Source organism: Mediterraneibacter gnavus ATCC 29149 (assembly GCF_008121495.1).
In the GTDB taxonomy this organism is placed as follows: domain Bacteria; phylum Bacillota; class Clostridia; order Lachnospirales; family Lachnospiraceae; genus Mediterraneibacter; species Mediterraneibacter gnavus.
Window position 1 is genome coordinate 3018406 of record NZ_CP043051.1, and the last position, 18247, is coordinate 3036652.

At 32.2% G+C, this 18247-nt stretch carries 33 protein-coding genes; 31 read left to right on the forward strand and 2 right to left on the reverse strand.

Annotated features, from left to right (window positions below; all coding sequences use genetic code 11):
- The first annotated feature begins 15 nt into the window (after nucleotides 1-15).
- From FXV78_RS14985 to FXV78_RS18005, 8 genes are all read left to right on the forward strand, one after another.
- Nucleotides 16-210, forward strand: coding sequence for a hypothetical protein (locus tag FXV78_RS14985; protein ID WP_004840026.1), 195 nt, complete (start codon nucleotides 16-18; stop codon nucleotides 208-210).
- Between the two features lie 31 nt (nucleotides 211-241).
- Nucleotides 242-628, forward strand: coding sequence for a hypothetical protein (locus tag FXV78_RS14990; protein WP_004840025.1), 387 nt, complete (start codon nucleotides 242-244; stop codon nucleotides 626-628).
- 218 nt (nucleotides 629-846) lie between these two features.
- The gene (locus tag FXV78_RS14995; protein ID WP_009245537.1) at nucleotides 847-1098 is read left to right on the forward strand and encodes a hypothetical protein; all 252 of its coding nucleotides are present in this window, start codon (nucleotides 847-849) and stop codon (nucleotides 1096-1098) included.
- Between the two features lie 23 nt (nucleotides 1099-1121).
- Nucleotides 1122-1370 carry a hypothetical protein gene (locus FXV78_RS15000; protein WP_004840022.1) on the forward strand — a complete coding sequence of 83 codons (249 nt, stop codon included), beginning with the start codon at nucleotides 1122-1124 and terminating at the stop codon, nucleotides 1368-1370.
- 4 nt (nucleotides 1371-1374) lie between these two features.
- Complete coding sequence (locus tag FXV78_RS15005; protein WP_004840021.1) at nucleotides 1375-1623, forward strand: hypothetical protein; 249 nt, start codon at nucleotides 1375-1377, stop codon at nucleotides 1621-1623.
- Between the two features lie 35 nt (nucleotides 1624-1658).
- Nucleotides 1659-2072: a hypothetical protein gene (locus FXV78_RS15010; protein ID WP_009245536.1), complete on the forward strand. Its 414-nt coding sequence runs from the start codon at nucleotides 1659-1661 to the stop codon at nucleotides 2070-2072.
- A gap of 20 nt (nucleotides 2073-2092) precedes the next feature.
- Nucleotides 2093-2428 (forward strand): hypothetical protein, encoded by a 336-nt coding sequence (locus FXV78_RS15015; RefSeq protein WP_004840019.1) that lies wholly within the window; start codon nucleotides 2093-2095, stop codon nucleotides 2426-2428.
- Between the two features lie 239 nt (nucleotides 2429-2667).
- Nucleotides 2668-2832, forward strand: a complete 165-nt coding sequence (locus tag FXV78_RS18005) for a hypothetical protein (protein WP_004840018.1) — start codon at nucleotides 2668-2670, stop codon at nucleotides 2830-2832.
- 21 nt (nucleotides 2833-2853) lie between these two features.
- Here the strand turns inward: FXV78_RS18005 and FXV78_RS15020 are convergent, their stop codons facing one another.
- The gene (locus FXV78_RS15020) at nucleotides 2854-3120 is read right to left on the reverse strand and encodes a helix-turn-helix domain-containing protein (RefSeq protein ID WP_004840017.1); all 267 of its coding nucleotides are present in this window, start codon (nucleotides 3118-3120) and stop codon (nucleotides 2854-2856) included.
- Nucleotides 3121-3293: 173 nt separating this feature from the next.
- Between FXV78_RS15020 and FXV78_RS15025 the strand changes: the two genes are divergently transcribed.
- The 3 genes from FXV78_RS15025 to FXV78_RS15035 all read left to right on the forward strand — a co-directional run bounded on the left by FXV78_RS15025 (nucleotide 3294) and on the right by FXV78_RS15035 (nucleotide 5009).
- On the forward strand, nucleotides 3294-3665 hold the full coding sequence (locus FXV78_RS15025) for a type II toxin-antitoxin system PemK/MazF family toxin (protein WP_004840016.1): 372 nt from the start codon (nucleotides 3294-3296) through the stop codon (nucleotides 3663-3665).
- A complete protein-coding gene (locus FXV78_RS15030) occupies nucleotides 3662-4018 on the forward strand; it encodes a hypothetical protein (RefSeq protein ID WP_004840015.1) in 357 nt (118 codons plus the stop codon). Before FXV78_RS15025 ends, FXV78_RS15030 begins: the two co-directional genes overlap by 4 nt.
- Before the next feature lie 298 nt (nucleotides 4019-4316).
- The gene (locus FXV78_RS15035; protein ID WP_009245533.1) at nucleotides 4317-5009 is read left to right on the forward strand and encodes a hypothetical protein; all 693 of its coding nucleotides are present in this window, start codon (nucleotides 4317-4319) and stop codon (nucleotides 5007-5009) included.
- A 26-nt stretch (nucleotides 5010-5035) separates the two neighbouring features.
- On the opposite strand, the gene FXV78_RS15040 is transcribed toward FXV78_RS15035, so the two are convergent.
- Nucleotides 5036-5242, reverse strand: coding sequence for a helix-turn-helix domain-containing protein (locus tag FXV78_RS15040; RefSeq protein ID WP_004840012.1), 207 nt, complete (start codon nucleotides 5240-5242; stop codon nucleotides 5036-5038).
- 172 nt (nucleotides 5243-5414) lie between these two features.
- On the opposite strand from FXV78_RS15040, the gene FXV78_RS15045 reads away from it, so the two are divergent.
- From FXV78_RS15045 to FXV78_RS15135, 20 genes are all read left to right on the forward strand, one after another.
- Complete coding sequence (locus FXV78_RS15045) at nucleotides 5415-6041, forward strand: hypothetical protein (RefSeq protein ID WP_004840011.1); 627 nt, start codon at nucleotides 5415-5417, stop codon at nucleotides 6039-6041.
- Between the two features lie 20 nt (nucleotides 6042-6061).
- Nucleotides 6062-7525, forward strand: a complete 1464-nt coding sequence (locus tag FXV78_RS15050; RefSeq protein ID WP_004840009.1) for a DUF262 domain-containing protein — start codon at nucleotides 6062-6064, stop codon at nucleotides 7523-7525.
- Nucleotides 7526-7542: 17 nt separating this feature from the next.
- Nucleotides 7543-7707, forward strand: a complete 165-nt coding sequence (locus tag FXV78_RS18010) for a hypothetical protein (protein WP_004840008.1) — start codon at nucleotides 7543-7545, stop codon at nucleotides 7705-7707.
- Nucleotides 7708-7716: 9 nt separating this feature from the next.
- A complete protein-coding gene (locus FXV78_RS15055; RefSeq protein WP_004840007.1) occupies nucleotides 7717-8559 on the forward strand; it encodes an ATP-binding domain-containing protein in 843 nt (280 codons plus the stop codon).
- Nucleotides 8560-8563: 4 nt separating this feature from the next.
- Entirely contained in the window at nucleotides 8564-9394 is an 831-nt protein-coding gene (locus FXV78_RS15060) for a bifunctional 5,10-methylenetetrahydrofolate dehydrogenase/5,10-methenyltetrahydrofolate cyclohydrolase (protein ID WP_004840005.1), read from the forward strand.
- A gap of 4 nt (nucleotides 9395-9398) precedes the next feature.
- A complete protein-coding gene (locus tag FXV78_RS15065; protein ID WP_004840004.1) occupies nucleotides 9399-9677 on the forward strand; it encodes a hypothetical protein in 279 nt (92 codons plus the stop codon).
- A gap of 4 nt (nucleotides 9678-9681) precedes the next feature.
- Entirely contained in the window at nucleotides 9682-11634 is a 1953-nt protein-coding gene (ligA, locus tag FXV78_RS15070; RefSeq protein WP_050785318.1) for an NAD-dependent DNA ligase LigA, read from the forward strand.
- Between the two features lie 47 nt (nucleotides 11635-11681).
- Nucleotides 11682-11921 (forward strand): HPr family phosphocarrier protein, encoded by a 240-nt coding sequence (locus FXV78_RS15075; protein ID WP_004840001.1) that lies wholly within the window; start codon nucleotides 11682-11684, stop codon nucleotides 11919-11921.
- Between the two features lie 3 nt (nucleotides 11922-11924).
- Nucleotides 11925-12572 (forward strand): hypothetical protein, encoded by a 648-nt coding sequence (locus FXV78_RS15080; RefSeq protein ID WP_004839999.1) that lies wholly within the window; start codon nucleotides 11925-11927, stop codon nucleotides 12570-12572.
- Nucleotides 12572-12772, forward strand: a complete 201-nt coding sequence (locus FXV78_RS15085) for a hypothetical protein (protein ID WP_004839997.1) — start codon at nucleotides 12572-12574, stop codon at nucleotides 12770-12772. The genes FXV78_RS15080 and FXV78_RS15085 overlap by 1 nt, the downstream gene beginning before the upstream one ends.
- Nucleotides 12772-13326 carry a guanylate kinase gene (locus FXV78_RS15090; RefSeq protein WP_004839996.1) on the forward strand — a complete coding sequence of 185 codons (555 nt, stop codon included), beginning with the start codon at nucleotides 12772-12774 and terminating at the stop codon, nucleotides 13324-13326. Before FXV78_RS15085 ends, FXV78_RS15090 begins: the two co-directional genes overlap by 1 nt.
- A gap of 5 nt (nucleotides 13327-13331) precedes the next feature.
- Complete coding sequence (locus FXV78_RS15095; protein WP_105084782.1) at nucleotides 13332-13523, forward strand: hypothetical protein; 192 nt, start codon at nucleotides 13332-13334, stop codon at nucleotides 13521-13523.
- 7 nt (nucleotides 13524-13530) lie between these two features.
- Nucleotides 13531-13806, forward strand: coding sequence for a hypothetical protein (locus FXV78_RS15100; protein ID WP_105084823.1), 276 nt, complete (start codon nucleotides 13531-13533; stop codon nucleotides 13804-13806).
- Nucleotides 13807-13824: 18 nt separating this feature from the next.
- Entirely contained in the window at nucleotides 13825-15984 is a 2160-nt protein-coding gene (gene nrdD / locus FXV78_RS15105; protein WP_004839993.1) for an anaerobic ribonucleoside-triphosphate reductase, read from the forward strand.
- Nucleotides 15985-15998: 14 nt separating this feature from the next.
- Nucleotides 15999-16547: an anaerobic ribonucleoside-triphosphate reductase activating protein gene (gene nrdG / locus FXV78_RS15110; RefSeq protein WP_004839992.1), complete on the forward strand. Its 549-nt coding sequence runs from the start codon at nucleotides 15999-16001 to the stop codon at nucleotides 16545-16547.
- Nucleotides 16532-16807: a hypothetical protein gene (locus FXV78_RS15115; protein ID WP_004839990.1), complete on the forward strand. Its 276-nt coding sequence runs from the start codon at nucleotides 16532-16534 to the stop codon at nucleotides 16805-16807. Before nrdG ends, FXV78_RS15115 begins: the two co-directional genes overlap by 16 nt.
- A gap of 1 nt (nucleotide 16808) precedes the next feature.
- Entirely contained in the window at nucleotides 16809-16970 is a 162-nt protein-coding gene (locus FXV78_RS15120; RefSeq protein ID WP_114149240.1) for a DUF3789 domain-containing protein, read from the forward strand.
- A gap of 6 nt (nucleotides 16971-16976) precedes the next feature.
- Nucleotides 16977-17309 carry a hypothetical protein gene (locus tag FXV78_RS15125; RefSeq protein ID WP_004839989.1) on the forward strand — a complete coding sequence of 111 codons (333 nt, stop codon included), beginning with the start codon at nucleotides 16977-16979 and terminating at the stop codon, nucleotides 17307-17309.
- Between the two features lie 3 nt (nucleotides 17310-17312).
- Nucleotides 17313-17831 carry a dCTP deaminase domain-containing protein gene (locus FXV78_RS15130; protein WP_004839988.1) on the forward strand — a complete coding sequence of 173 codons (519 nt, stop codon included), beginning with the start codon at nucleotides 17313-17315 and terminating at the stop codon, nucleotides 17829-17831.
- Between the two features lie 219 nt (nucleotides 17832-18050).
- Nucleotides 18051-18233, forward strand: a complete 183-nt coding sequence (locus tag FXV78_RS15135) for a helix-turn-helix domain-containing protein (protein WP_004839986.1) — start codon at nucleotides 18051-18053, stop codon at nucleotides 18231-18233.
- Nucleotides 18234-18247: the final 14 nt, after the last annotated feature.

The window sequence follows — 18247 nt, forward strand, 5'->3', positions numbered from 1 at the left end:
CAAGCGAGGGGAATTATGAAGGAACAAAAAATATGCCCGTTTTGTGGTTCAGAAAAGGGATACTATGTAACAGAAAGAGTAATTAGAGATTTGTTTTTTAATTACAATAATGAGCCATGTGGAGCCACTGAGGATGTTACAGAATTTTGTAGTAAAAGGCGAAGGTGCATAAACTGTGATAAAATACTTCCGAAAAAGATGTTTGAGTAATATACAATCTAGGATATACAAGGAGAAATATATGTTTAAAATAGAAGTTGATTGTGTGAATGTGTGTACTTGTACCATTTCTGATGAAGACGAACAAAGAATAAAAGACTATATAAAGAATAATCCAGAAAAATTTAAATTTATGTCAGATAAGGAGGCTATTGTAGAAGCTGTTTCTGAATTGGAAATTGATTTATATAATGATTATGTAGAGTCTGACAGTTATACAAATGATGTTCGATGGTCTGAATTTGAAGAACGTAGTGCGGAGGAAATATTGAATGGATATAACCATTGCAAATCTAAATTGGGTTATGGTAATTTAAAAATAGAAGAACAAAGAAAATATTTTGAAGAACATCAACAGAAATTTAAGGAAATAATTAGAAAATATAATTCAGGACAAATATGCTGGTGATCTTATATAAGAAATGTTGATAATAATTATGGTTAAATGGTAATAGTATTTTCGAATATTACGAAAATGCGCAATAGATATGGACGGTATAGATAGTCAAGTTGAAACAATCTGTTGCGACACCGCAGAAGATATTGATTTTGATAAGAAAGAAATATTAAATCAATGTGAATATGCTGAAGAAATATAGGTTTTATTTGGATTGAGAGGTGTTATAATTGGATACTACAAATAAACATATTGGAAATCAATTGTCACAAATGTCCGATAAAGATATAAAAGAAGTATTTGAACAATACGCACATAAATTAGAACTTGATAAATTTGATAACGGGAAAAATTGGGAAATTAGTGTGCTTCATATATTAAATGATATATTAATGTGTAATCATTTTGATAACAATGGAAATATGTTATTGATTGATGAAGACATAACTTCTGATAAATATTGGGACAAATTAAATGACTAAAGTTGGTCAGATTGGAGCGTTTTATGAGAAGAAATTTATTTATTGGCATTCCTAACGATAAATTGAAGGAATGCTATGAAAGTTATAAAAGAGTGCAATGCAAACGAGAAGAGAAAAAGGAACTATTTTCTGAGTTAGCAATAGAATATGAAACAGAAGTTGGAGAAAAGGCTGCTATTGCAATATGTCAGTCTGATATGTTTAATGAAATTGCACATAGATATTTTAAAGCATATGATAGATTAGGCGTTTTAATAGATGATATGATGTGATATTATGGAAAAGAAATTTAAAACAGGAGATAGAGTTTATCATAGAAATTTAAAACAGTATGGGAAATTTATTGGTTATGCGTGGGAATCTGATGATGAGTGTGATGTTGAATTTGAGGAAGAAGATGGATATGTAGAACAGAAACATGTAAGCGTCAGTTGGCTTGATTTAGCAGATAGCATAGAGCCTGTTTTAGCAGCTAATGGAGAACCTATTAAAGATCGTGGAAGTTTAATAGATTTTTCTAGATAGATTCTAAGTTTTATATCAAATGAGGAGGTAATATATTGTTATCGGTTAATGGTTCAGGATTTAAAGTGAATGGTAAATGGTATTATATCAACGATGTATTAAAATATCCGAATACAAGCATAAAGAGAATTATATTGTTTGGATTTTATGATAATGAACAGTATGAAGACAATGATTGTGGTTGTGGTTTTTATACTGCGACAGTAGAACTTATTGGTAATGAATGGAAATTGGATAAAAAATCTATTTCCGGCATTGATTGGTATTCTTTGGGAGAAAAAGAAGAAGATAAAGATATTATAAGAGCTGTACAAGAAGTAGTTAGTCATGAGTGTGCTTATATGGACGAAAACGGTAAATGCTCTGTTAATGTATGTAAAGTTTGCAAAAATACATATGTTCCATGTGGTTCTTATGTTATAAATAAACCATATTATTCAAAAGATTAAAATCCGTGAGGTGTAATTATATGTTACAATACAGAGAATTTCTTAGTTTAACAGATGAAGAAATTAAATTTATTCTTACTGAAATGTTCAATCCTACTAAGATTGTAAACATTGAAAGAGACAAAGAATGGAATAAAATCACAGTAGAAATGACAACTGGTGGTTGGGATGATGGCGAAGGTGGAGAATTTGAGATAGAGGATATAATCACTTTAAAGATGCCAACAGTTTATGATTGTGGTTTGGAAGTGGATTTTTCTTTAACAAGCGAAGATAAATTGAAATGGGAACAATTTTTGTTAGCAAAAGGATGTGATTATAGGTTAAAAGATAATCCATATATGGAAGAATGTTAGATAAAAATTATTTAAAAATATAAAAAGGTTGGTGATTTTGTATGGTAAAGAAATGTTTACTTAAAAGATTTGGGATTTTAGAAGTAAATAAATATGTTGCGTATAGAGTACATCCTAATCCAGATTTATTATATATTTACTTCTATGACGATTGGCATACCGTTCCAAAGGAGGATGTCGAAATTATCAACATATAAATATAAATAGAATTTAACTTTCATCTGGGAGGTGTAAATGTTATGAGAAAAGTAGTTTTAGAACCGCACAAAGAAAAGTCAAACTTATGGTGTTGGAATGTGTTGCAGTACAGTGAAAGCCAAGATACATGGTATAGCATTGGTTCCGGGATAGAAGTAAACTGGGATATAGCAGCTAGAAAAGCTAAAGAAATAATAAAGATGTAATAAATATATGTAAGACGATACTTATTCTGTATCGTCTTTTTCATTGGATTCATGTAACTTGCAATAATATAAAAGAAGTCTATTTAACGCTGGATCCTCAGATTTGAATAAATCAGTTGGAGTACATTCTAGTGCGATACATATTCTTTCTAGTGTGTCAAAATTTATTTTGCTTGTATCTCCATCGTAAAGTTTACATGCCGCAGGATACCCGACCCCGATCGCTTTTGCAAATTGATTTTTATTCTGAAATTTTTTATCTACCAGATCTTTAATATCTAAGCGCATGTATTCACCACCTGTTCGTTATATATTGTTTACAGTATATAGTTTAGCATATATTCTTTAAAAAATAAATATATTTTATTGAATATACTCTTGACAATATACTGTAAAGAGTATATACTTATGATATCGAAAGAGAGAAGTACATAGATTAGGAGAAAGGAGGATGCGTAATTATGAAAATTAAATTTGAAAAATTTGATATTGTAATGGTTGACTTTGGAGATAACACTATAGGAAGTGAACAAGGCGGGAAAAGACCAGCAATTATTGTACAGAATGATATAGGAAATCATTTCGCTGCAACAACCATCGTTATACCATTTAGTACAAAATTAAAAAAGATAAACCAACCTACGCATACTCTTATCAAAAAGGGAAGAGGTACAGGGTTGGTAAAAGATTCTATTGTTTTGTGCGAATGCATAAGAAATATTTCAGAATTAAGAATAGAAAAATACCTTGGAAAGATAACATCTATGGACGATAAACGTGCAATAAAGATTGCATGTGACGCAAATTTTATGTGGGGAGATGATGTGGCATGAGATATGTATTGATGGACATTGAAGAAGCTGTTAAGCACTGTAAAGGGAAAAAAGTTTTAGTTGCAGAACAAGACCTTGAAAATAATGAGGTGGTAGGTTTTGAAAGAAAAACTTTTCAGGAATGCAAGGATATTATCGAGCGATCTGAAACAATAGCAAAAATTTGTGATGACTTTTTAAACCAGCTAAGAGTGTTTTCTGAAAAACAATTAGATTTGATGAACATAAAACCTATCGGAACTATGAGTACAATATTAGTTCATGATCCTTTCCCGGATACAGAAGAACAGAAAAGAACAAAAAATCGAACAAACGTTCTGTCAACTATTGACAAGAACAAGTGTTCGTGTTAATATACTTTTTGTAAACATAATAAAAAAGAAGAGACGGAAATCCATCACAGGTGCGCCAACACCTCCGGTTCCGGCTCTTCTAAAACCAAAAAACGCATTTCCCAAAAATGGGAGTGCTAAGAACAGCTTGCGCTATCCCTACTAGTATAATACATATTTTTTTCAAAGTAGTCAAGCGTATCAGCTAAAAATTCCAAATATTGGAAAACTGAATATTGAAATTTACTTTTTATTCGTGTGGACAAGTTTCTAAACGTTTATTTCTGATGCAATTTTTTAAATAGGAGTGAAATAAACAGTGAATAACGCAATGAAAAGTAAAAAAGAAAGGGTGGTTGAAATGAATTATGTCGTGACGAACGACAAATTGTACATTAGGTTAAGTTCTGATGGTTCTCCTGTAACTTGTTCTAAACGCAACGCTCAAGTATTTGAAAAGGACAAGGCGGATAATATTCTAAAGAATCTTCCAAAAGTATTGAAGAACTTTCGTTTTAAAGTAAAACCTGTTCCACAATCTGAACAGGAAGTTCCTCAGAACAAAACAAAAACAGATAATGTGCAATCAGAAGAGAAGAAATACATAAGAAAAGATTCGTACATACCGTGCGACGAGGTTGTACAGTGGATCGAAAAATCAAGACAGTGTAGCGAATTTGTGGAAGACGCTACGAGAAGAAGAGCAGTATTACATAAAAAATTGGCAAATGTTGATCGTGAATTGTCAAACTGTATGCATCAGATTGAATTAGAAAAATGGAAGTCAGGTTGTGATGGATACAAATTATATAAGTTGGAAAAAGAAATTCTTGAAAAACGAAGACAGATTAAAGATGAGTTGGTAATTATTCAATCTGTCCTGGACAATACAAAATGTACGATTGGGATTAAGAATATTGAAAAGACTTTTAATCGTCTTGGTACTAGAAGATTTGAGATAAGAATCATTGAAGACGATGATTTCTTTGATGAATTACAACCTGATTCATAGTAATAATAGAATCAGGTTGTATGAAACTACTTATCATCATTGATAAATTTGACTACATCCTCAATTTTACAATCGAAATATTTGCAAATGGTGTCAAGAGTGGACATAGAAATATATTCATCTTTACCAATCTTGGCTAATGTAGCCATACTTATTCCGGTTTCTAAACGAAATTGAGTTTTGCTTAAGTCGTTATCAATAAGCAGCTTCAGCAAAGGTTTGTATGAAAACATATTACACCTCCTAATATTTAGATTATAACATTATATATTCATATGTCAATGGAGGAATATTCAGATATGTGAATATATTTATTGACAAATATTCAGATGTGGTGTATGTTGTATTCATAAAAGCGAATATAAAAATTAGATATCTAAATATTTTGTATGAGAGGTCATAAAGATGGACAAGAATAAAATTCTCGAAGACTATATCGGAAATGATATGAAAAAAATTCGTAAAATATGCGACAAAATCATTTCCAAAACAAATATCCCGAAAATGTATTGGGATGATTATTATGATAAAGCTGTCGATATTCTTCTGAAGAGTATGGATACATATGATGAGTCGAAAAATTGTAAATTTAGTACATATTTCTATGGAAACCTTGTAAGAAGAAAAGAAACGTGGAAAAGAGATTGTATAAGGTTTAAAAGATGTAATCTTGTAATAGATAGTAAAGGAAAAATTATGAGAGATAAGGACGGAAATCCTATAGTTATTCCAGATATATCCATACATATGAAAGTTGATCCAGATGAAGATTACACGTTGGAAGAAGGCATTTCTTCTGGATTTAATTTAGAAGGGGAAATTATAAATAGACTTCACCCCACAACAGATAAAATTGAAATGTATAAGAGCAATTTATCTTATAAGCAACAAAAGGCGGTCGATCTCATATGCGATGGATACACTCAAGATGAAATTATTGAAGAATTAAACATAACAGAAAGAGAATATAAAGACAATATACTTGGGACTATGCGTCTTTATGAAAATGTAAAAGTGTTATTGTGCGAATAAAAAATTGGAGGAATATAATCATGGCAAAGAAAATTAGAAAAAAGACATTATCGCTAGATTCTTATTTAGAGAAGATTGTGGAAGAAGATATTAGTGATAATCAGGACGTTCAAAGACTGTTTTGTTGGGAAAATGGAATGGTGAATGAGTTAATCAAAACTGTATTAACTGATGATTATATTCCACCAATTATCTTAGGAGAAGAAGATTTGGACGAAGACGTTGTGCAGCAATACATTGTTGATGGAATGCAAAGAAGTTCTGCGTTGGTTAAATTTAAGCATGAAAACTATAAAATTACAGCTACTTTAGAAGATCCGATTATCCAATATCAGAGAAAAAAGAAAGATGAAAATAATAAAATCTGTAAAGATGAATACGGAAAAGTTATTTGGGAATCTGTTGAATATGATTTGAGAAGAAAAACATATGAAATGTTACCGCCAGAATTGAAAAAAATGTTTGATGATTATCAGATTGACATTACAATACATCAGCATTGTACGATGTCACAGATTAGTAAATTGGTGAGAAGATACAACAATCATTTGGGAATGAATACATCTCAGAAAGCATTTACTTATATTGATTTACATGCAAGAAAAATAAGGACAATATCTGAGAAAAATAAATTCTTTAAAAATTGTATGTCTTGTTCCGGTAAGCAGCAATCGAAAGGTATTAGAGAAAGACTTGTATGTGAATCTGTCATGACAACGTTTTTCTTTGATAACTGGAAAAGTGCAATAAAGAACATGAGCAAATATCTAAATGAGAACGCAACGGAAGAACACTTTGATACTGTAAATGAATATTTTAGCAGGATTGAATCTGTGTGCAAAGATAATTTCACAGAAGTGTTTGTGCCAAAAAATGTTATTGTTTGGATCCCTGTGTTTAAAGAGTTTGCTAAATTTGGATTAGATGATATTAAGTTTAAGGATTTTGTAGAAGAATTTGAAAAGTCTTTATATAAAAAAGATGTAAATGGAGTAACATTTGACAAATTAAATGAGGATCGTCATACAAAAGGTAAGGCTATTTTAAAAGAGAAAATTAACATCTTAACTGCTCTCATGAAAGAGTATTTACATATTAAAGAAGATGAAGAATGTCTTGTCGAAGTGGGAGAGAATAATGTAATAGATAATGCTTCTTCAGACCAGAACGCTCTTGAATTTATCAAAGAAAATGTTAAAGAAGATGTGATTGATGAAGACATCGAATTATATAAAATTCAGTTAGATGACTGGACAGTAGAGGTTGATAACTCATCGAAACTTCTTGAACCTGAAAACATGAATTCTTTACTTGCTGTTGTTGCGTACAGCTTTGAAACAAACATAGATTTAGAAATTCCGGAGTGGATGGTAAGTTTCTTTAACAGAAATTCTACATATATTAAAGATCAAAAAGAAAATTATACATACATGGTAAATGATATTGGTGAATTCTTGAGACATAAATATGAACTTGCTGGATAAATGGAGGTGAATAATATATGGATAAAACATTTTGGAACATAATGTCAATCGGTGGATTAATTACATCGTGTTTAGCCGGTGCTAGATTATATGAAATTGGAGAAGATTCATTTTTCTATGGTTTTATTCTCGGTGTCGGAGCATTGATGTTCGCTGCAAAATATATGGGAGAGGAAGAATGAGGTAAAAAGATGAGATTTAACTGGGACGAATTTAAAAATAAAGACAATAAGATTACTAAAGTGTTTAGATATGGCGAAGGTGGTTTGATGAAAATTGCAACAGATGTAAGACAATGTAAGACATATCTTGAAGATGTAAAACAGCAGTGTACATATTTTGGAGAAAACAAAGACTATGCTTTTATTAATGTTGGCTCAAGCGTACTTGTAAAAAATGTAATAGCTTTATATAAGAAACTATTGTCTACAAATTACACAGTGGATGATATTCAAGTGTTGACTTCTCATAAAAAAGGCGATTTTGGTCAGGTAGAAATTAATAATCAGCTACAGAAAATAGCGAATAAAAATTATGGAAGCCAATCTTATATGAAAATAGGTGATGTAGTCTACTATAAAGATGACATAATTATTCAAAATGTAAATAATTATCACGCAATGATTTATTACGAAGATGATTTTGTTTCAGAAGATGCTCCGAAAGAAACTTTTATTGCAAATGGTGAAACCGGAAAAATTAGAGAGATAACTCAAAACAAGGTTGTTATTGAATTTGACGATGTTCTGGTTGAGTACGATAGAAGTGCAATGCAAATGTGTGGATTGGGATACTGTATTACTATTCATAAATCTCAAGGAAGTAGTATAAAAGTAGTTATTTTGCTTACTCCATCAGCGCATACATATATGTTAAATTCTAATTTGATTTATGTAGGACTCACACGAATGAAAGAACGGTGTTTTCATTTTGGAGATGTAACAACTGTGAACAGAGCTATTAAGAAAAAAGCTAATTTAGCGAGAAATACATCTATGCAGAAATTATTAAAAAGGAGAGTAAAAGGAGATTGAAGTTATGAGAACTGATATTGTATCATGCAAAGACTATGTAGAAATTAAAAAGAAGGAACTAAAAGAAGAGATCAAACATCTTGATAAAAAACCAGTCCTCGCTGTAATTCAGATTGATGATGATCAGGCATCAAACTCTTACATCAAAGGGAAACAAAAAGATTGTGATGAGATTGGAATAGAAATGCGTCATGTAAATATTTATTCTAATACAACAGAACAAAAGGAGGTTGAATGTGTTATCACAGATATTGCAAAATCTGATGCAGATGGAATTATTATTCAACTTCCAATTCCTGATAAATATAATTTAGAACGATTACAACACTTGATTCCTCCAGAAAAAGATGTAGATGGATTTAGAAAAGACAGTTGTTTCAAACCATGTACGCCAAAAGGAATTATCGATTGGATGGAATATAACAACTTCGAGTTTGAAGGCAAAGATTGCTGTGTATTAGGCAGAAGTAAAATTGTTGGGCTTCCATTGACTAATATGCTGATCGAAAAAGGAGCAACAGTTACATGCTGTAATAGTACGACTCCGAGTACATGGTACTACACTAGAAATGCAGATTATGCTTTTTCTGCAGTTGGAGTTCCAAACTATTTTGATTTTTCAGACTTCCAAGATTTCTGTGAACTTGTTGTAGATATTGGAATTAATCGAGATGAGAATGGAAAATTATGTGGTGATGTAAACAATGCTGGTTTTGAGAGTAGTTTAAATGATACATATGTTACGCCGGTACCCGGCGGGGTAGGATTACTCACAAGATTGACATTAATGCAAAACGTTGTAGATGCATATAAAGTTCAGAAAATGAAGGGATGATTTAATGTTTAAATTTTTTAAATGTAATCACGAATATAAAGAAGTCGGCAAATATTACACAATCGTAATGGATTATGAGTGTAAACATATTATGGCTGTTTCTGTATCCGAATGTACAGTTTGTGGAGAACGAAAATCTGATGTTGTATATGAAGAAACTATTTCTTCAAATTCAGAATACGAAGTTGATGATGTGATTCAAACATTAGAAGATAGAGGGTTTTGTCCAAAATTAAACTTCATGTTGGATGATTATGAACGAAGAAAAAATGCAAAGGAGTGATTTGATGGATAAGGTCAAAAGAATTAAAGAGCTTGTAGAGCAGCTAAACGAATATAGAGATGCTTACTATAATGAAGCAAGATCTGATGTTTCTGATGCAGAATACGATAGATTATTCGATGAATTATCGGAGCTTGAAAATGAAACTGGTGTTGTGTATACGAATTCGCCAACACAGTCCGTTGGGTATGAGGTGAAATCTGAACTAGAAAAGGTTAAACATTCCCATCCAATGCTATCACTGGATAAAACAAAATCTGTAGATGATTTAGTAAAATTTGCTGGAGATAAAGACTGTATTTTAAGTCTGAAAATGGATGGATTGACATGTCTTCTTACATATGAAAATGGAGAGTTGGTTCAGGCAGAAACTCGTGGTGACGGTGAGATCGGCGAATTGATTACACATAATGCAAAAGTGTTTGAAAATATTCCGTTATCGATTGATTATAAAGGTCATTTTGAAATCGAAGGAGAGGCGATTATTACATATGAAGACTTTGACAAAATCAATAAGTCATTGCCAGACGATAAAAAATATAAGAATCCGAGAAATTTAGCTTCTGGATCTGTACGACAATTAGACAGTAAAATTGCAGCACAACGCCATATTAAATTTATCGCGTGGAAAGTGCCAACAGATATTGCGTCAAGTAGTTTTATCAATAGATTGCAGTATGCTTTAGATATAGGATTTGACACTGTTCCATTTTTACCTATTCGTGGAAATTGCAATGCTGAATTTATTAATATTGTGGTAGAACAATTACGAAAACGTGCAAAGGAAAAGAGCTTCCCGATTGATGGCTTAGTGGCAACGTACAATGATATTACATACGGAGAGTCACTTGGAATGACAGGTCATCATCCTAAACATTCTATTGCATTTAAATTCGCAGAGGATTCAGAAGAAACTGTATTGAGAGAAATTGAATGGAGTATTGGCAAGACAGGAACTCTTACACCAGTAGCAATTTTTGATTCAGTTGATTTGGCAGGAACATCAGTGAGTAGAGCTTCATTGCACAACATTAGTATTATGAAAGAATTGAATATTTCTATCGGATCAACAGTAACAGTTGTAAAGAAGAATGAAATTATTCCACAGATTATTTCCTGCGATGCAAATGCTATGGATGCAGATATTCCTACAACATGTCCTGTATGTGGCGGAGAGACTCGGATTGTAAAAGAAAACGATTCAGAAGTTTTAATGTGTGTTAATCCTCATTGTAAAGGCAAGCTACTAGGAAGAGTTTCTCATTTTGTTTCCAAGAAAGGTATGGATATCTCAGGTTTGTCAGAAGAAACAATTAAGAAACTCATTGAACTTGGATGGATTACAGAGATTACAGACATCTACAATCTTGACCAGTATTATGATAGGTTATCTACAATGTCTGGATTTGGAAAGAAATCAGTAGACAAGTTAAGAACATCAATTGAAAATAGTAAAACCGTAAGATTGGATAAATTTATTGCATCATTAAGTGTTCCTGGGATTGGAACATCACAGTCAAAAGAGTTGGTTAAAGCTTTTGGTACATGGGACAAGTTTAGAGATGCAAGCGTTGGTTATTATGACTTTACGCAGCTTGACGGTTTTGGAGATGTATTAAATAACAATATTCATTCTTGGTTTGAAGATATGAGTAATATTGCAGATTATCTTGCTTCTCTTATGACGTTTGAATCAGAAGACAATTCTAAAACAAACAATTCTTTGAATGGCAAATCATTTGTTGTTACCGGAAAAGTATATAAATTCAAAAATCGTGATGAAGTAAAAGAAGCTATTGAAAAATTCGGTGGGAAAGTAACAGGTTCTGTAACAAAATCCACATTTGCTTTAATCAATAACGATATAGAATCCAATAGCAGTAAAAATAAAAAAGCAAAAGAACTTGGTGTTCAGATTATTAACGAAGAACAGTTAATTGAGATGTTGGGCATGTAGTTATTCTGCATACCGAAACAACATTATAATAGGAAGGAGTTTTGATTATGGAAATTAGAATTAAATTAAATACTGTAAAAAATGCAATGCTATTTGCAACGGTTTGTGACAATTATGAAGAAGACATTGATTATATTTGTGGGAGATATCAGATTGATGCTAAATCAATTCTTGGGATTATGGGAATTGGACTCGAAAGAGAATGCACAGTTGTGTTCCATTCAGAAGATGAGTATGTAAAAAATAAATTTAAAGAAGATATGAAACTATGGATTGTGGAGGAATAATTTATGAATAAACCTGATTTATCAAAAATGCGCGTAGAAATCAAATGGGCTGAAGATATGTGGCAGCAGATTAAAGATGCAACAATGACTACGATTGGGAAAGACAAAGGTTCTTATCCTGATCATGATTGGAAGTTGAAACTTTTAATGGCTGAGCATTCTCCAATTAGACTTGGTTCTGTTATCGTAAAAATTTACGATGCACCTCAATTTGTGCATGGACATTTAGTACGTCATTCCAATGGTGCCATCCCATTTGATCCTAGTGGAATCGTTCCGTTTGTATCATCGCTCAGAAGTGACAGAAATGATTATGATGAAGTGCCAAACAGAAATACATTGCAGAGTGCTACATATTACTTTAATTTTCAGGCATTGATTAATGTATCACGAAGGAGATTGTGCAATTGTGCAAGCTATGAGACAAGGAAGGCGTTTGGAATGATTAGAGACGAAATTGTTAAATTTGAGCCAGAAGCAGCAAGCAGAATGGTTAAAGAATGTGTGTATAGAAATGGTCTGTGTCCGGAAATGTTTACGTGCAAATATAATAAAACGAAAGCATTTGAAGAGGAACTAAAGGAATATATTAAAGGATTTGAAAACCAAATCTGCGATAAAACTAATATTAGAAAAGGGATGGACGAATAATGTCAGATGCAATTTATTATTGTAAACATGAAGAAAATGATTGTCCTGTAAAAGATACATGTGAAAGATATGTGGATGCAGAACAGCACCAATGCAAAGTTACATTATATAAAGCAATGTGTGTAGACGATAATGGACGAGTATTATTTATTAATAAAGCACCAATTATTGCAGAAGAATCAGAGGTGAAATCTGAATAATGGCGATTATTATTTTTGGGAAAACAGCAAGCGGGAAAAGCAGAATTGTGAATGAGCTTGTGAAAAGAGGATATAAAAAGATTGTAACGACTACAACAAGACCAGCAAGAAAAGGTGAAGTTGACGGAATTGATTACAACTTTATTACCGATGATGAATTTAAAGAGCTTATTAATACAAGATATTTTGCAGAGTGGAAGAAATATGACACAGTAGACGGAACGTGGTATTATGGTTCTCCTCTCGATGAAATATCCAGATCTGATAACAAATCAATCGTGATTCTAACTCCGGATGGTTATAGAGATATCAAAGATGAGTTAGATGAACACATTTCTATTTATATATACGCAAATAATAAGACAATTCGAAACAGATTATCCAAACGTGGAGATAAAAAAGAAGAAGCTGATCGTAGGATTTTACATGACAATAAAGATTTTAAAGGTGCGGAAGAATTAGCAGATAGAATCTTTTATAACAACGACGGTAAAAATATCGATGATTTAGTAGATGAAATATTTGAATATTTAAAAACGAGAGAGGGAGAATAAATAAATTGATTAGAACAAGTGGGATGTTGGTGAGAGAGTTGGGAATGTATCCTGACGATTTCATCACAGTTAGATTAGGAGAAGAAGAATATGTAATTGATAGTATTGGACACACGAAAACACATGGAAATATTGATGATACCTCTCATTTATGTTTAAACGTGAGAGATGGTGGTAGTGGTTTTGTTAGGAGGTGAGATGAACATGGATTTTAATCAACTGGGTACAGTGATTTTCGCAATCGGTACAACAATGTGGATCCCAATCTGGGCGCTGTTTGAAGGTGTTGCAAAATGTATTCGTGCATTCAAAGGTACAGATGTGACAATGTTTAGAAATAACAAAAATCATGAATGGTCTGATTTTGATGATGAAGATTTGGAAGAAAACGAACCGAAAGAAGCGAATAATGCAACGGAACAGAAAACCAAAAGAACTAGAACTACAACGAAGACAGCAAAAGATAGTTCTCAGAAGTAAGAAAGGATGATGTGATTGATGAAAGTAATTAAGAAGGATGGAACACTAGAAGAGTATAACGAACAGAAAATTATTAATGCTATTGATAAATCTGCACAGAGAGAAAATTTTACATTTTCACAAGATGAATATGGAATGATCTGCAACAGAGTTCTTAACGAGGTTGATGAAGAAGACTTTGAGAATGATGAAGTTCCTGTAGGTTTTATTCATAATATTGTAGAAAAAACACTTCTTGATTTGTTTCCAAAAGTAGGATATCAATATCAGCAATATCGTAATTATAAACTTGATTTTGTACATATGATGGATACGGTATACGAAAAAAGTCAATCTATTAGATATATTGGAGACAAAAGTAATGCCAATACGGATTCTGCATTGGTTGCTACAAAAAGGAGTCTTATTTATAACGAATTAAGTAGTGAATTATATAAAAAATTCTTTTTAACCTTAGATGAAAAACAAGCAATGAAGGATGGTTTTATTTATATTCATGATAGAAGTGCTAGATTGGATACATTTAACTGTGATCTTATGCGTGTTGGAGAAATTATGAAAAATGGGTTTGAAATGGGAAATATTTGGTATAACGAACCTAATTATCTTGATACAGCATTTGATGTTATGGGTGATATTGTTTTGAGTACGGCAGCTCAACAATACGGGGGGTTTACAGTCCCAGAGGTTGATAAAATTTTGTCTCCATATGCAGAAAAATCATATAAAAAATATTACAAAGAATTTATTGACATCGCAAACGAGGTCGAAGCATCAGGGTTTACGGATTTATATAACGACGCAGAGAAATTTGCTGTTAATAAAGTGAAAAGAGATTACGAACAAGGTTGGCAAGGAATTGAAATGAAGCTTAATAGTGTCGGGTCAAGCCGGGGGGATTATCCATTTGTCACGATGACTTTAGGTTTAGCAACAGATAGATTTGGTAAAATGGCTGCTATTACATTATTGAATGTTCATTCTGAAGGACAAGGTAAAAACGGTTTTAAACGTCCTGTATTATTCCCTAAAATTGTATTTTTATATGATAAAGAACTTCATGGAGATGGAAGCGAAAAGTATCAAAATGCAGATGTATTCAATGCCGGAATTAATTGTAGTAGTAAAACAATGTATCCAGATTGGTTATCATTGACTGGAGAAGGATACGTTCCAGAAATGTATAAAAAATATAAAAGAGTTGTCAGTCCAATGGGTTGTCGCGCATTCTTGTCCCCATGGTATGAAAAGGGCGGCATGTATCCTGCCGATGAAGGCGACAAGCCTATTTTCGAAGGTAGATGTAATCTTGGCGTTGTATCTTTAAATCTGCCAATGATTTTTGCGAAAGCAAGACATGAGTCAAAAGATTTTTATGAAGTGTTAAATCAGTATTTGGATCTCATCCGTGGTTTACATAAACGTACATATGATTATATCGGAGAACTTAAGGCAAGTGTAAACCCAGTGGCATTTTGTGAGGGCGGTTTATACGGTGGAAATTTAAAACCAGAACAAAAGATTAAATCAATCTTGCCACCAATGACAATGAGTTATGGTATAACTGCATTAAATGAATTACAAAGACTATATAACGGGAAATCTATTAGAGAAGATGGAAATTTTGCATTAGAAGTCATGAAATATATTCAAGAATATGTTGATAGAATCAAAAAAGAAGACAGTATTCTATATGCAATTTACGGAACTCCTGCAGAAAGTCTTTGCGGATTACAAGTGGAACAGTTTAGAAAAATGTATGGAATCGTTGAAAATGTATCAGATAAACCATATGTTAGCAATAGTTTCCATTGCCATGTTTCAGAGGATATATCTCCGATTGAAAAACAAGATAAAGAACAAAGATTTTGGAATTATTTTAATGGAGGGAAAATTCAGTATTGTAGATATAATTTAGGATACAATACAGAGGCTATTAAAACATTAGTATTAAGAGCGATGGATAAAGGATTTTATGAAGGCGTAAATCTTGCATTGTGCTATTGTGAAGATTGCGGTTATCAACAAGTGGAAATGGATGTTTGTCCAAAATGCGGAAGTTCAATGATTACAAAAATTGATAGAATGAATGGATATCTTGGCTTTACAAGAGTGCATGGAGAAACCAGATATAATGAAGCGAAAAATGCTGAAATCGCAGATAGAAAATCTATGTAGTTGGGAGAAAATCTATGAATTATCACAATATAACAAAAGACGATATGTTAAATGGAGAAGGATTACGGGTTGTATTGTGGATTTCAGGTTGTAGTCATAGGTGTAGGGGATGTCAAAATCCCCAAACCTGGGATTGCAAAAGCGGAATCCAATTTGATGAATCGGCAAAAAAGGAAATATTTGATGAGTTATCAAAAGACTATATTGCCGGCATTACATTTACTGGTGGCGATCCACTTCATCAAAAAAATCTTGAATCCGTTCTGGATTTGGTTAATGAAATTCGTCTTTCATATCCAGAAAAAACAATCTGGCTGTATTCCGGATACACATGGGAACAAATCATGTATCCAGTTGTTACTAATGATTTTAATCCAGAAAGAGACAAGTTCCTGAAAATGCGCCGAGAAATTGTAAAACAGTGTGATGTACTTGTAGATGGGCGCTATGAAGAAGACAAGAGAGACGTTACATATCACTGGGCAGGCAGTACAAACCAGAGAGTGATTGATGTCAAGAAAACATTAGAGCAAGGAAGTGTGATTCTATGGGAGAATCAGTAAAAGTAAAAGATATTCTGTATTATGCAAGAATCATTCCTACGGTTGGCATATTTGATGTATGCCAACTTATAATCAGAACAGTAAGAAAAGATTATTTTGTTGGATGCGACAAAGTAGACAAACATGCTTATCTATTTAATTATTCTGATTTAGGAGAAGTCGTGTTTCACGATCGTAAACAAGCATTAAATAAAGTTCTTGCTGCAGAGGCGAATAATAAAATGAAAATAAGTAAAGAGACATTTTACGAGGAGTATTGATATGGATGCATTAATTGGTATTGTAGCAGGATTCTTTTTAGGGTCAATTTTTTCTGTTGTAATAATGTCGTTGTGTGTAACGTCAAAACGGTCAGACGAATTTTATAGCAGATTTGACAAACAATACGATGATTTCAAAAATAAAGACAAGTCAGAGGAGTAATAAATTATGAAACAGCTTAAATTACATAGACAATGTACGCATAGTAAATTAACCAATTTTGGATTCAGGAAGTACGGCTTAAATTATAAGCTGTTTCTTCCTCTATATGAGAACAAGTCAAAGACAGTAATTGCTGCAGAATTTCTTGTCTCATCTTTAGATAACTATATTGGATATGATGTCATGGATGTGTGTAACGATACATTGTATACAGCATTTTACGACAGAGAATATACAAACGAAGAGAAGAACGATATCTATAAAACAGTATATACAAGACTGTCTGACATTATGGATGACATGGTAAAAGCAAAAATTATTAGAAAGAGAGTGATTTAATTTATGAGAAAAGTAGCGAAGTTTAGCAAAGTGAGTTTTGAACAGTTTGTAGAAGATTGCAAAGGTATTTTAGGAGATGTCTACATTGAAAACAAAATGGAATACTTATCAGAAAAATATAAGAATATTAATATTCCAAAGAGAAGCACAGCATGTAGTGCCGGTCATGATATTAGTACGCCTTTCAATATTAAAATGACTCCGCATCAAAGTATTACAATTCCAACTGGTCTTAGGTGTGAAATGGATAGAGATTACGTAATGCTGATTTTCCCGCGTAGTAGTCTTGGGATTAAGAAAGGAATGACGATCGCCAATACTGTTCCAGTTGTAGATGCCGATTATACCTATGCGGATAACGAAGGACATATTTTTATCTGTATTAAGAACAATGGAGAGGACATGCTTGAATTGGAAGAAGGCGACAAAATTGTCCAGGCTGTATTTGTTCCATTCGGTGTTGCAGATGAAGAAGAAATCACAACTGAACGCACTGGCGGTATTGGATCAACCGGAAAGTAGGTGATATATGTTAAGTTACATACTTGTAAACCTAATCATATTATTCATATCAATTAGTATTACTTTTATTCTTTTTAAAGCGACTGGCGACACAATAGATCGATATGATATTCCATATTTTATAATCAGTGTAATTATGATTTATTGTTTGGTAATACAGTTTTATGATATTTTTATTGGAAATATGATTTAATAAATAATTTAGGATGGTGTAATATAATGGAAGAAATGGTATATACAGTTGCTCAAGTTGCAAGTATACTTCACGTTAATAAAAATTATGTATATGAACTTATTGACAAAGGAATGATTCCTGTATTAAAATTTAAATCGTTCAGAATTAGAAAATCTTCTCTCGAAAAGTTCCTTGAAAAATACGAATCATATCAGAGCAATGATTAGCGTTATAAATGGTA

What these genes read in the sequence shown, in the direction of transcription:
- FXV78_RS15065 (WP_004840004.1), top strand. Translation starts at nt 9,399, where the DNA reads ATGTTTAAATTTTTTAAATGTAATCACGAATATAAAGAAGTCGGCAAA.
- FXV78_RS15100 (WP_105084823.1), top strand. Translation starts at nt 13,531, where the DNA reads ATGGATTTTAATCAACTGGGTACAGTGATTTTCGCAATCGGTACAACA.
- FXV78_RS18005 (WP_004840018.1), top strand. Translation starts at nt 2,668, where the DNA reads ATGAGAAAAGTAGTTTTAGAACCGCACAAAGAAAAGTCAAACTTATGG.
- FXV78_RS15040 (WP_004840012.1), bottom strand. Translation starts at nt 5,242, where the DNA reads ATGTTTTCATACAAACCTTTGCTGAAGCTGCTTATTGATAACGACTTA.
- FXV78_RS15060 (WP_004840005.1), top strand. Translation starts at nt 8,564, where the DNA reads ATGAGAACTGATATTGTATCATGCAAAGACTATGTAGAAATTAAAAAG.
- FXV78_RS15120 (WP_114149240.1), top strand. Translation starts at nt 16,809, where the DNA reads ATGGATGCATTAATTGGTATTGTAGCAGGATTCTTTTTAGGGTCAATT.
- FXV78_RS14990 (WP_004840025.1), top strand. Translation starts at nt 242, where the DNA reads ATGTTTAAAATAGAAGTTGATTGTGTGAATGTGTGTACTTGTACCATT.
- FXV78_RS15050 (WP_004840009.1), top strand. Translation starts at nt 6,062, where the DNA reads ATGGCAAAGAAAATTAGAAAAAAGACATTATCGCTAGATTCTTATTTA.
- FXV78_RS15045 (WP_004840011.1), top strand. Translation starts at nt 5,415, where the DNA reads ATGGACAAGAATAAAATTCTCGAAGACTATATCGGAAATGATATGAAA.
- FXV78_RS15005 (WP_004840021.1), top strand. Translation starts at nt 1,375, where the DNA reads ATGGAAAAGAAATTTAAAACAGGAGATAGAGTTTATCATAGAAATTTA.
- FXV78_RS15055 (WP_004840007.1), top strand. Translation starts at nt 7,717, where the DNA reads ATGAGATTTAACTGGGACGAATTTAAAAATAAAGACAATAAGATTACT.
- FXV78_RS15020 (WP_004840017.1), bottom strand. Translation starts at nt 3,120, where the DNA reads ATGCGCTTAGATATTAAAGATCTGGTAGATAAAAAATTTCAGAATAAA.
- FXV78_RS14985 (WP_004840026.1), top strand. Translation starts at nt 16, where the DNA reads ATGAAGGAACAAAAAATATGCCCGTTTTGTGGTTCAGAAAAGGGATAC.
- FXV78_RS15025 (WP_004840016.1), top strand. Translation starts at nt 3,294, where the DNA reads ATGAAAATTAAATTTGAAAAATTTGATATTGTAATGGTTGACTTTGGA.
- FXV78_RS15015 (WP_004840019.1), top strand. Translation starts at nt 2,093, where the DNA reads ATGTTACAATACAGAGAATTTCTTAGTTTAACAGATGAAGAAATTAAA.
- FXV78_RS15080 (WP_004839999.1), top strand. Translation starts at nt 11,925, where the DNA reads ATGAATAAACCTGATTTATCAAAAATGCGCGTAGAAATCAAATGGGCT.
- FXV78_RS15130 (WP_004839988.1), top strand. Translation starts at nt 17,313, where the DNA reads ATGAGAAAAGTAGCGAAGTTTAGCAAAGTGAGTTTTGAACAGTTTGTA.
- FXV78_RS15030 (WP_004840015.1), top strand. Translation starts at nt 3,662, where the DNA reads ATGAGATATGTATTGATGGACATTGAAGAAGCTGTTAAGCACTGTAAA.
- FXV78_RS15090 (WP_004839996.1), top strand. Translation starts at nt 12,772, where the DNA reads ATGGCGATTATTATTTTTGGGAAAACAGCAAGCGGGAAAAGCAGAATT.
- FXV78_RS15085 (WP_004839997.1), top strand. Translation starts at nt 12,572, where the DNA reads ATGTCAGATGCAATTTATTATTGTAAACATGAAGAAAATGATTGTCCT.
- nrdD (WP_004839993.1), top strand. Translation starts at nt 13,825, where the DNA reads ATGAAAGTAATTAAGAAGGATGGAACACTAGAAGAGTATAACGAACAG.
- FXV78_RS18010 (WP_004840008.1), top strand. Translation starts at nt 7,543, where the DNA reads ATGGATAAAACATTTTGGAACATAATGTCAATCGGTGGATTAATTACA.
- FXV78_RS15000 (WP_004840022.1), top strand. Translation starts at nt 1,122, where the DNA reads ATGAGAAGAAATTTATTTATTGGCATTCCTAACGATAAATTGAAGGAA.
- FXV78_RS15125 (WP_004839989.1), top strand. Translation starts at nt 16,977, where the DNA reads ATGAAACAGCTTAAATTACATAGACAATGTACGCATAGTAAATTAACC.
- nrdG (WP_004839992.1), top strand. Translation starts at nt 15,999, where the DNA reads ATGAATTATCACAATATAACAAAAGACGATATGTTAAATGGAGAAGGA.
- FXV78_RS15135 (WP_004839986.1), top strand. Translation starts at nt 18,051, where the DNA reads ATGGAAGAAATGGTATATACAGTTGCTCAAGTTGCAAGTATACTTCAC.
- ligA (WP_050785318.1), top strand. Translation starts at nt 9,682, where the DNA reads ATGGATAAGGTCAAAAGAATTAAAGAGCTTGTAGAGCAGCTAAACGAA.
- FXV78_RS15115 (WP_004839990.1), top strand. Translation starts at nt 16,532, where the DNA reads ATGGGAGAATCAGTAAAAGTAAAAGATATTCTGTATTATGCAAGAATC.
- FXV78_RS15075 (WP_004840001.1), top strand. Translation starts at nt 11,682, where the DNA reads ATGGAAATTAGAATTAAATTAAATACTGTAAAAAATGCAATGCTATTT.